Source organism: Streptomyces sp. NPDC055749 (assembly GCF_053617235.1).
On record NZ_JBSHFH010000056.1, the window covers coordinates 41,723 to 52,268 of the forward strand.

Consider the following 10,546-nt stretch of genomic DNA (forward strand, 5'->3'; position numbering starts at 1 on the left):
TCGTGGGGTGACGCCTCTCCTGCCCGCACTCGCGGACCTGTCCGGCCCCACGGCTTCCCGGGAAGCCGTCCGGTTCGGCGAACATTCCCTGACGTACGCACAGTTGGCCGCCGCCGCTGACGCGCTCGCGGCCCGCATCGCGGGCGCCGGACGGGTCGCCGTCTGGGCCACACCGACCGCCGGGACCGTCGTCGCCGTGGTGGCGGCGCTGCGGGCCGGGGTGCCTGCCGTTCCGCTCAACCCGAGCACGGGCGAGCGCGAACTGGCGCACATCCTCGCCGACAGCGCGCCTTCGGCGGTGCTCGCCGGGGCGGCCGACGTACTCCCGGCGGCGCTTGCCGGGCTGAGGCGTCTGGACACCGGTACGACGGCTGCCGCCTCCCCCGGCGCCGTCTTCCCCGAGCCCTCCCCCGAGGCTCCCGCGCTGATCGTCTACACCTCCGGCACCACGGGCCCGCCCAAGGGCGCGGTCCTGCCCCGCCGCGCGATCGCCGCCTCGCTGGACGCGCTGGAGGACGCCTGGCAGTGGACCTGCGACGACGTACTCGTACATGCCCTGCCGCTGTTCCACGTGCACGGGCTGATCCTCGGCGTGCTGGGGCCGCTGCGCCGGGGCGGTTCGGTGCGCCATCTCGGCCGCTTCTCGGTCGAGGGCGTGGCGGGGGAACTGCTGTCCGGGGGCACGATGCTCTTCGGCGTGCCGACGATGTACCACCGGCTGGCCGAGGCCCTCGGTGACCCGGCTGGCTCCCCCGCGCTCACGAAGGCGCTCGCGGGCGCCCGGCTGCTGGTCTCCGGCTCGGCGGCGCTGCCGGTCCACGACCACGAGCGGATCGCGGCGGCGACCGGCCGCCGGGTCATCGAGCGGTACGGGATGACGGAGACCCTGATGAACACGGGTGTACGCGCCGACGGCGAGCCCCGCCCCGGGACCGTCGGGCCGCCCCTGCGCGGTGTAGGGCTCCGTCTGGTCGAGGAGGACGGCACGGTGCTCGACGACCCCGCAGCCATCGGCGAGATCCAGGTGCGCGGCCCGAACCTCTTCACCGGCTATCTGAACCGGCCGGACGCGACGGCCGCCGCCCTCACCGAGGACGGCTGGTTCCGTACGGGAGACATGGCCACGGCCGACGCCGACGGGTACGTACGGATCGTCGGCCGCAAGGCGACCGACCTGATCAAGAGCGGCGGTTACAAGATCGGCGCGGGCGAGATCGAGAACGCCCTGCTGGAGCACCCGGGTGTCCGCGAGGCCGCCGTCACCGGCGAGCCCGACGCGGATCTCGGTGAGCGGATCGTCGCCTGGGTGGTGCCGGCCGAGCCCGGTTCACCGCCTTCGGCGGACGAGCTGGCCGGCCATGTCGCGGGCCTGCTGGCCCCGCACAAGCGCCCGCGTACGGTCCGCTACCTGGATGCCCTCCCGCGCAACGAACTGGGAAAGATCATGAAGCGATCGCTGGGTCGCTGAACGCTCCGACGCGCACGGTGATGAATGGTTGGTTAGCGTGAAAAACCGGACACATCAAGCCGGGCACATCACGCCGGACGCATCATCGAGCGAAGAGAGAGCAGTGTCATGGCCGAAACACCTGAGGGCACGCCGATCTGGGCGGACGCCATGTTCCCCGACGTCGAAGCGGCCAAGAGCTTCTACGGCGACGTGCTGGGCTGGACCTACGGCGAGGCGTCGCCCGAGTTCGGTAACTACACACAGGCGTACGCGGACGGGAAGGCGGTGGCCGCCGTGTCGCCGCCCATGCCCGGCCAGGACAGCCCTGCCGCGTGGTGTCTGTACCTCGCGACGTCGGACGCCTCCGCCGCCGCGGGCAAGGTCCGCGACAGCGGCGGCCAGGTCCTGCTGGAGCCGATGCAGGTCGGCGACTTCGGCACGATGGCACTGGCCGCCGAGCCGAGCGGGGCGGTGTTCGGCGTCTGGCAGCCGGGCACGCACAAGGGCTTCGAGGCACAGGCCGTGCCCGGTGCGTACTGCTGGGCCGAGGTCTTCACCCGGGAGCCGGAGAAGTCGGACACCTTCTTCCCCCGGCTCTTCCCGTACAGCGTGAAGAAGATGGACGACGACGCGATCGACTTCGCCGTCTACAACGTGGGCGAGGACGCCGCCCTCGGCCGGATGAGGATGACGGACGAGTTCCCGCCCGAGGTGCCGTCGTACGTCAACGTGTACTTCACCGTCTCGGACTGCGACGCGGCGGTCGCGAAGGCGACGGAGCGCGGCGCGGTGCTGCGGTTCGGACCGATGAGCAGCCCGTTCGGGCGGTTCGCGGCACTGTCCGACCCGCAGGGAGCGTCGTTCTCGGTCATCGACGTCACCACCACCGAGGGCGAGATGCCCTCGATGAGCTGAGCCGGAGGAAGTGCGGGCCCGGGTGCGGGGCGAGCCGCACCCGGGCCGGGCTTCAGACGGTCAGGAGATCGGTGCTGACCGCCTTGTCCGTACTGATGAAGTCGTCCGGGACCGGGTACTGGCCCAGCACGAAATGCAGGATCGCCGAGTGCATGGCTTCGACCGGGGCGATGGTCGCGGCGGTGGTGATCCCGCCCGCGCTCTTCACGTTGAAGGTCGCGAAGACATACGTCTCGGTCGCCTGGTCCTCCAGTTGCAGGGCCAGCTTCGCCACCCCGGGGACGTCCTTGACCTGACCCAGTGCCCGGGTGACGTCGTCGTGGTTGGACAGCGGCGTTCCGGTGATCTTGGGTTTTCCCGCCGAGGTCAGGATCGCGTTCCAGGCGTCGGCGTGATCCTGGTGCTGCTCCATCGCGGTCTGGCCGAACGTGGCGAACACCGGCGGTACGGTGCCGAGCGTGCCCGCCTTGGCCGCCTTGAGCGCCGCCGCGTAGGCAGCGACGGCCTGGTTCTCCAGAGCTGCCGCCAGAGCCACGACCTTCAGGTCTCCGGTGTACGCGCCGGACCCGGAAGGCGAAGGCGACTTCGACGGGCTGGCGCTGGGCCCCGCCGCGTTGAGCTCCGACTTGCCACCGCACGCGGCCAGCGCGAGGAGCGCAGCCGACGCACCGGCCCCGGCCAGGAAACGGCGCCGTGCCAGGTGGACCCGCTGCACCTGCCCGGGGTCCGGCGCGGCGTCCTCGAGGTCGGACAGCTCCTCGCCGAACTCGCGTGCCGACGCGGCCATCACGGGGAGCGTCGCCCGGTGGGCCTCGTCCATCTCCCTTGTCAGCCTGGACAGTTCACCCTCGCTGATCGGCAGCTCCCAGCCGCCCTTGCCCCTGCTCATTTCACGGCCCCTTCGCTGACCGGCGATGCTTTCTCGGTGGGGTAGAAGGCGTCCGGGAAGCCGACGCTGCCCGCGGCGGCGGGGAGCTTGGCGACATCCGTGGGAATCGCGATCAGTTCGGGCATGTCCGCTGCCAGCAGTGCCTGGACGGCCAGCAGCGTGGCCCGGTGCTGGGCCTCCACGGGTGCGACGGACGCGAACAGCCGCCGGAGGTTCGTGTCCTGCACCTGTCCGATGTTCTTGGTGTACGTCTGTGCGGCGACGTCCTCCAGGGTGATGGCCAGTTCGACCACGTCCGCCGGGGTCTTGAGCGACGGAAGCTGCTCCTTGACGATGGCCGCGTACTTCGGGTCCGGATCGTTCTGGGCCTTGCCGCCGGCCTTCGTCGCGGCCGCGTTGAACGCCTTGCCGTGCGCGGTGTGCTGTTGGGTGGTCTTGCTGATGAACGCCACCACGGTCTTGTTGCCGTTCTTGATGAACGGCAGCCCGGCGGCCGTCCGGTAGACGCTCACCGCCAGGTTCTCCAGCGACGCGGCGGTCTGCAGCGCCATGATGTCGTTGCTCGTCGCGGCGGCGGCGCGGCCTGCGCCCAGCAGGGTCGCCGCTCCCGCCGCTCCCAGCACAGCGCTCCTGCGCCGCCACCAGCGGCGCCCCGACGGCTCCGCCGCCTCCGCGAAGTCCGCCAGCGCCTCGTTCGTGACCCGTAGCGCGTCGCTGTTCAGGTCCTGCGACTGCTCGGTCAGCTCCCTCAGCAGCCTGGTGTCGATGTGCTCTGTACCCATCGTCTTCCCGTCTCTCCTCCCGTACCGATCGGCACGGGTGTCCACCTCGGACTGCACCAGGGATCGGTGGCGGGGACCTGCCCCCGGCGCCGTATGGCGCACACACCGCACCCGAAGGGCTTACGTCCTCACCACGGTGCGACGGCGGCACGGACGGTGAGTCCGACGCCGACGACCAGGACGAGCGACGAGGTGGCGACCGGGCCGAGACGTGCGAGTCGCCTCAGCGGTCCCCACCGGGTGATCGCCCCCGCACGCGCGCCGGCCTCGATGCGGTCCCGCAGGCGCACGAGGATCAGTCCGGCGAGGGTGAGGGTGCCTGCCATGCCGAGGCCGTACGCGATCACGAGGAGCACCCCGAAAGCGGTGCGGCCCAGAGCGACCGCTCCCAGCAGGACGACGAGCGCCGAAGGGCTTGGCACCAGTCCCCCGGCGATCCCCATGCCGATCAGGCCGCCACGCGTCGCCCGCTGGGGGGAGCCGGCCGATGGCCCCTGCTCCGGCGGGGAGTGCGGGTGATCGTGCCCCTTGGTCAGCAGGGCCACGGAGCCCTCGCCTTCCTGCTCGTGCCCGTCCTGTCCGGGAAGCCGGGTGCCGTCGCCGTGATGATGGTCGTGGTCGTGATGATCGTGGTCATGCCCGTGGTGGCCGTGCCCGTGGCCGTGATGATGCGTATGGCCGTGGTGGTGGCCATGAGCGGGCCGGTTGAGCAGCGCGGAGCGCAGGAGCCACAGGCCGATGGCCGTGACGAGGAGACCGCTGGCCATGCCGAGCCAGGTCAGGACCGTTTCCCCGGCCAGGTGGGTGGCCAGGGGCAGGATGAGGCCGAGGGCCAGGACGCCTGCCGTGTGGGTGACGGTGACGGTGGCGCCGACGGTCACCGCGTCCCTCGGGGTACCTCTGCGTCCGGCCAGATAGGCGGCCATGATCGTCTTGCCGTGGCCGGGCAGCGCCGCGTGGGAAGCGCCCAGTACCGCGGCGAGCAGGAGAGCCAACAGACCGATCGGAACGGTCAGTTCACGCGTGCCGACCAGCGATCCGAAGGTGCCGGAGACCTTCGCGAGCGCCTCGCCGACCGGGCCGGACCGGGGCAGTGCGTCCCGTACGGCCGAGGCCGCGCTGCCGGGGCCCGCCTCCACACGCAGGGAGGCCGTCCGCTGGTCCAGCGGGGCGGACAGGGGGTCATCGGGGTAGCGGCGCAGCTGGTCGGTGGTCGAGCTGGTGGGCACGTCGGAGCCGGTGAGGGCGATGCCCACGGCTCGGGCGGTCACCTCGCGCCAGCCGACTCGCCTGCTGTCGTAGGCCGTCCTGACCTCGATGTCCGTCGGGCGCCGCAGATCGGCCTCGGCGGTCAGCCCGCACTGCAGCCTGCTGGTCTTCAGCCCGGCTTCGCCCGGGTGGTACGTCAGAGTGCTGCCGGAGTGCTTCCAGGAGAGCGGACTGCCTTCCGCGGTCACGCGCAGTTGACCGGCGAGCGTCGCGCAGCTGCCGCGCGCGTACGCCCCGGCCTCGCCCTTACTGACGGTGCCGTCGTGGTCCCGGTCCACGAGCGTGCGCTCCTGGGCTGCGGCGATCTCGGCCCGGTCCACGACCACGACGGCGTCGACGCGACCGGGGTGGAGCGTCAGCCCGGTGGAGTGGTTGACGGTGAAGTTGCCCAGGGGATGGGCGGCGGCGGCGGGTGCCGAGGCGACCGCGGCCGCGCAGAGGAGCAAGGTCGCCGCGGCTCCGGGCACGGCGCGGCGGAGGTACTGGTTCATCGGGTGCCGTCGATTCTGCGAAGCGTGGTCTGCGCGTCGGGGGCATGCAGCGGATGGAAGTGCGGGTCGATGGTCAGCGCGCGATCGAGGTCCCGGCGGGCGGCGCCCGTGTCGCCGAGCGCTTGGTGAATCCTCGCGCGGTGGTAGTGGAACAGGGCGCTGCGCGTGCCCAGCGCCAGGGACAGGTCGGCCTGTTCGAGTGCTTCGGCGTCACGTCCGGCGCGGTGCAGGGCCCAGGCGTAGGCGTCGTGGACGGCGATGAAGGGCCTGCCGCGCAGCAGGCGCGCGCCCATCGCGGCAGCCTTCGCCGGATCGCCGTGGTCGGCCTCGAAGAGGATCACGTCCACGTCCGGCGTACCCCCGCCCTGCACGTCGATCCTCTCCTGGGCGCGCAGCAACTCGTACTGTTCTTCGGCCTCTTGCTCGCGGCCGAGGGACTGCTGGAGTTCGCCGAGACCCAGGAGGTGGTGCGGAAGGGGCGCGGCGGCGACGGCGGCGGTGTAGTCGTCGACGGCGCGCCGGGTGTTGCCGAGCGCGGCGTGCGCCCGGGCGCGTGCCTCCAGAAGCGCCGGGTCCCCGGGCGCGGCGCGGAGCCCCGACTCCGCTTCCCGGAGTGCCGTGGTGGGATCACCCGACTCCAGGGCCAGCAGGGAGAGGTGTGTGCGGGCGAAGGACTTGTCCGGTGTCGCCGCGGCTGCCCGGAGCGACCTGGCCATGAGCTCTCGTGCGCGGCGGGTGTCGCCGCGAAGCTCCCAGGTGTAGGAGGCGCGGGCGAGCGAGGCCGCGTCCGGCCGCAGGTCGGTCATGCGCTGGACGGCACGGTAGGACTCCTCGTACCGCCCCAGTTGGGTATAGGCGTCGGCCAGTACGGCGTGCGCCTCGGGGCTGCTCGGGTTGGCTTTCGTCGCCTTCGTGGCCCAGTCGAGGGCGGTGGTGAAGTCGTGGCGGGCCGCGGCGAGAGCTCCCATGCCGGTTGCGGCCTGGAAGTTGTCGGCCGGCTGGAGTTCGAGGGACTTGCGCAGGGCGGTCTCCGCTCGCGCGTACAGACCGGCATCAGCGGTCGCGCCGGCCTGCTGCACGTAGGCCGTGCCGAGCGCGGCCCAGCCGGCCGGATCGCCGGGCAGCCGCCGCAGTCGTGCTGCGAGTCCCTCGACGGACTGCTCGCGGACCGCGCCATCGGCACGGGCCGGTCCGGCGGGGGCGCCGTCGGTGGCCTGCATGTCCTGCGGTAGAACACCTACCGCTCCCAGGATGAACAGGGCCGCTCCCAGGGCGAGTACGACGAGTGTGTTGCGCAGCCGTCTGCGGCGGCCGGGGCGCGGGGAGCGGTTCGCGGCGGGCGTGGGTGGGGGCGGCACAGTGCCTCCTCGGCGCGGCAGCCGGATCGGGCGCCGGGCGGGCTGGGCCCGCCCGGCGTCAGGCGCGCGGCCTGAAGTGTGTTCGGGCGAGATTCTCAGGCGGTGGCGCGGCGGCGGCGCAGCCTGTACCCGCCCAGGCCGAGCAGGAGAGCTCCCGCTCCTCCGAGCATGGAGGCGTGGGAGGTGTTCAGCGACGACTTCTGTACGCCGCTGCCCTGCGGGCCGCGGTTGACGTTCTTGGTGTGCGGCAGTGCGAGGTACGGGAACTTGCCGCCGAAGGACACCTCGTTGGTGTTGACCTTGTCGCCTGCGGCGAGTGCGGGCACGAGCACCCCGGTCTGCGCGGCGCCCTCGACCGCCTGGAGGGAGATGTCGATGACGTCGTCCGCAAGGCGACGGCCATTGGGGAAGCCCGCCAGGTCACCCGCGAGGACGCCGAGCCGCTGCGGCTTGGCGGTGGGCGGTACAGCCATGTTCAGGCGCAGCTCCTCGGCCGGCACGATGTTCCGCAGGGGTGCGTCCTTGTTGAGCCGGTGGGCGTTGAGGTCTGCCTTGATGGGCCCGCACGCCTTGCAGATGCCCGTGAGGTAGATCTCCGCGAGGTCGTCGCGGGGGGTCGCCGGCGCCGGAATCCCGTACACCTTCTGGATCAGCTTGGGCAGGATCGGGTCGTACACCTTGTCGACGACCGGCTGTACGGTGCGGTCCTGGTCCGGCGAGATCGAGTTGAAGGCGTCCTTGAACTTCAGGGGCACGACGACTTCATTGACCAGGGGGTTGCCGAGGCGGGAGACCTGGCGCCAGCCGGAGTTCGTCTTCCCCCGGCTGTCGGTGACGTCGGCGCCGCGGCGCTCGGTCGTCGACCACACGCCGACGACCGGATTGCGCGAGGGGTTGCCGCGCAGGGCCAGGAGCTTCTTGGGGACCTGGAGCGCCACGGAGTTGACGTTGTAGCCCGCCAGGGTGTCCTGGCCGCGCTTGCTCAGGTCCCCGCCGTAGAGAAGGTCGAAGACCCGCAGGTCGGCGAAGAACGGGTCCTCCGCCTGTCCGGCGAAGGCCTTGGTCCCGCGAGGGGTGTCGCGTACGGCCTGGGCGCGCAGAGCACCGTAGTTCGGCATGGACGCCTGACCGGTGCGCGACGGTGCGACAGGGGCGTCCCGCAGCAGTGTGCGGGTCTTCCCGTTCGAGTCGGTGACAGTCAGGTCGTAGACCTGACGGAAATTCAGATCCGGGTCGGTGAGCGAGGTGACCTGTCCCGTGTTGTAGAGGAACTGGTCGGCGGCGTCGCGGATCTTGTTCTTGAAGTACCACGTGTAGGTGACATCGGCGCGCCCGTCACCCGTGTTGTCGATCTTGATGTGGTAGCGGGCGTCGTCCGCGAAGGGGTAGAAGTTCGGACCGCCGTTCGGCTCCTCGAAGGGAATCCAGTTGGCGACCAGCGTCACCGTGTCCTTGCGGTCGGGGCTGGTGAACGCGTACACGTCCGTGTTGTCCGCCCGCGGATCGCCCGCGATGAGTGGGGCTTCGCGGTGACTTGACGCGGCACTCGTTCCGGGGGCGAGTGTCAGTACGGTCAGGCCGGTGGCGAGAGCTCCGGCCCCCAGGGCGGCGAGCGACTGGTCGAGTGCGCGGCGCTTACGGGACGTGGCGGAACGGGATGTCAAGGCTGGTCCTCTCGGCTGCGTACCCGCCCGGCATGCCCCGCTCGGGTACGGAAAAAGGGTGGGTTCATCACATGGGGGGTGGCGATCGGTCGACCCAGCGAGCGGGACATCGGAATGTGTCCGGGCGGCTTTGACGAGGACGTGCGGTCCTCGCCGGTCGTGCGCATCACCACTCAGTGGATGCGCAAGCGCAGACAACCATGCGGAAGGCCGCACCGGAGCCGGTTTTCCTGGCCCACCGGCCGGGCCCGGCGGTCCCCGAACCGTAAAACCACAGGTGACAGGGGGTGAGATTCGATCACCGGCTGTGCACAAAAGATGGCGACACGCGGTTACGCGGTTAGTCCAACCGAGCGCACCCGGCCCTGTCTCCGCGGTCGCCGCCCACGCGATCGAGCGCTCAGGCGGGGAGCGTCATCAGCGCCAGGGCCGTGGTGGTGGGCCGGGCCGAGCCGCCGGCGGGTTCCACCGTGACACCCACGCCGGTGGCCCCGGCCGCGTCTCCCTGCATCACCACAGCACCGTCGTGTCCGATGAGACCGGCGGGGATCATCGCGCCGCCGCCGTCGTCGAACCACAGCTGGTACGTCTTGCCCTCGGGCAGATCCGGCAGCCCGGAGGCCAGGAAGACGGCCGTTCGCTCGCCGCGGGAGAGAACCACCGTGGCGCGCGCACCTCCCTTGACGCTGCCGGTGACGGTCCTGGCGTCCGACGCCGCCAGTACGCGCGTCATGTCCGCGCTCTCCTGCCTGGCCTGCTGTGTGCGCTGCCCGGCCCTCTCCGCCTCCTGCGACTGCCAGGCCGCCGTCGCCCCGAACGCCGTGGCAGCCGCCACGCACGCGGCCAGCACCAGCCGGGGCAGATGCCGGGCGCGGAAGGCGGACCGCCCCCGTACGCCCTCAACTGCCGCGACCTGCGGGGGCAGCTGGCGCACCACCTGGATCCAGGTGATGACCCGGTGCTTCATCTCGGGAGGGGGCACGGCGGCGACGGCCACGCCCAGGCGGGCCACGGTCGCCGTCAACTCCCGTACCTCCTGGGCACATGCCGTGCAGTCCCGCACATGGCGCTCGACCATCTCGCGCTCGTCGTCCGTCACGGCGTTCAAGGCGTAGGCGCCGGTGAGGACATGCACGTGTTCGTCGCTCATGCGTCCGCTCCCGCGGCCGGAGCCGGCGGGGTGGAGCTCGGTGTGATGGGTGCCCATGCCCGGCCTTTCCAGCGATACGGGTGAGCGAGGGCCCACCGTCAGTGGCTCTCCGGTGGTTCCCGCTCTTTCGGTTGATTCGTATCAACCGGCCTCGCGGATGGGTTCGCACGCCGTTTTTGTGCCCCGCCGAAACTCGATCGATCCGCGACCAATCCGTATCGGCCTCGGTGACGAATGCAGTCCGTGAGAAGCGCCGCTCGACGGCGCCCGTATTCCATTCGAGGAGATCTCTTCATGTTCAGCACCCGCTCGCGTCGCACCTTTGCCCTTGTCGTCGCCACCGCCACGCTGCCCCTGGCTCTGACCGCCTGCGGCATGGGCGACAGCGAGAGCGACAGCAGCAAGGACAAGGCGTCGACCCCCTCGGCCGAGAAGGAGACCCCGGCGGAGGACAGTGCGGACGGCGCCGCGCAGGCTTCGGGCCCGTTCGGTCCGGGCTGTGCGTCGGTCCCGAAGGACGGTGCGGGCAGCTTCGACGGCATGGCCCAGGACCCGGTCGCCACCGCGGCGTCCAACAA

8 protein-coding genes and 1 pseudogene are annotated in these 10,546 nt (G+C 71.3%); 3 read left to right on the plus strand and 6 right to left on the minus strand.

From position 1 onward, the window contains the following. The first annotated feature begins 7 nt into the window (after positions 1-7). Both ACWGO0_RS30900 and ACWGO0_RS30905 read left to right on the plus strand, forming a co-directional pair. The gene (locus ACWGO0_RS30900) at positions 8-1,468 is read left to right on the plus strand and encodes an acyl-CoA synthetase (protein WP_453542400.1); all 1,461 of its coding nucleotides are present in this window, start codon (positions 8-10) and stop codon (positions 1,466-1,468) included. 108 nt (positions 1,469-1,576) lie between these two features. Then, the gene (locus ACWGO0_RS30905) at positions 1,577-2,365 is read left to right on the plus strand and encodes a VOC family protein (protein WP_453542403.1); all 789 of its coding nucleotides are present in this window, start codon (positions 1,577-1,579) and stop codon (positions 2,363-2,365) included. A 52-nt stretch (positions 2,366-2,417) separates the two neighbouring features. On the opposite strand, the gene ACWGO0_RS30910 is transcribed toward ACWGO0_RS30905, so the two are convergent. From ACWGO0_RS30910 to ACWGO0_RS30935, 6 genes are all read right to left on the minus strand, one after another. Continuing rightward, a complete protein-coding gene (locus tag ACWGO0_RS30910; RefSeq protein ID WP_453542406.1) occupies positions 2,418-3,254 on the minus strand; it encodes a ferritin-like domain-containing protein in 837 nt (278 codons plus the stop codon). Continuing rightward, positions 3,251-4,036, minus strand: a complete 786-nt coding sequence (locus ACWGO0_RS30915) for a ferritin-like domain-containing protein (protein WP_453542409.1) — start codon at positions 4,034-4,036, stop codon at positions 3,251-3,253. The genes ACWGO0_RS30910 and ACWGO0_RS30915 overlap by 4 nt, the downstream gene beginning before the upstream one ends. Before the next feature lie 128 nt (positions 4,037-4,164). Beyond that, positions 4,165-5,796 carry a nickel/cobalt transporter gene (locus ACWGO0_RS30920; RefSeq protein WP_453542412.1) on the minus strand — a complete coding sequence of 544 codons (1,632 nt, stop codon included), beginning with the start codon at positions 5,794-5,796 and terminating at the stop codon, positions 4,165-4,167. After that, on the minus strand, positions 5,793-7,154 hold the full coding sequence (locus tag ACWGO0_RS30925; protein WP_453542415.1) for a tetratricopeptide repeat protein: 1,362 nt from the start codon (positions 7,152-7,154) through the stop codon (positions 5,793-5,795). The genes ACWGO0_RS30920 and ACWGO0_RS30925 overlap by 4 nt, the downstream gene beginning before the upstream one ends. A 95-nt stretch (positions 7,155-7,249) precedes the next feature. After that, positions 7,250-8,818, minus strand: coding sequence for a DUF4331 domain-containing protein (locus ACWGO0_RS30930; protein WP_453542418.1), 1,569 nt, complete (start codon positions 8,816-8,818; stop codon positions 7,250-7,252). A 400-nt stretch (positions 8,819-9,218) separates the two neighbouring features. Then, a complete protein-coding gene (locus ACWGO0_RS30935; protein WP_453542421.1) occupies positions 9,219-9,968 on the minus strand; it encodes an anti-sigma factor in 750 nt (249 codons plus the stop codon). A 294-nt stretch (positions 9,969-10,262) separates the two neighbouring features. Here ACWGO0_RS30935 and ACWGO0_RS30940 point away from each other — a divergent pair. Next, positions 10,263-10,546, plus strand: a pseudogene (locus ACWGO0_RS30940) (fasciclin domain-containing protein); the annotation flags it as partial.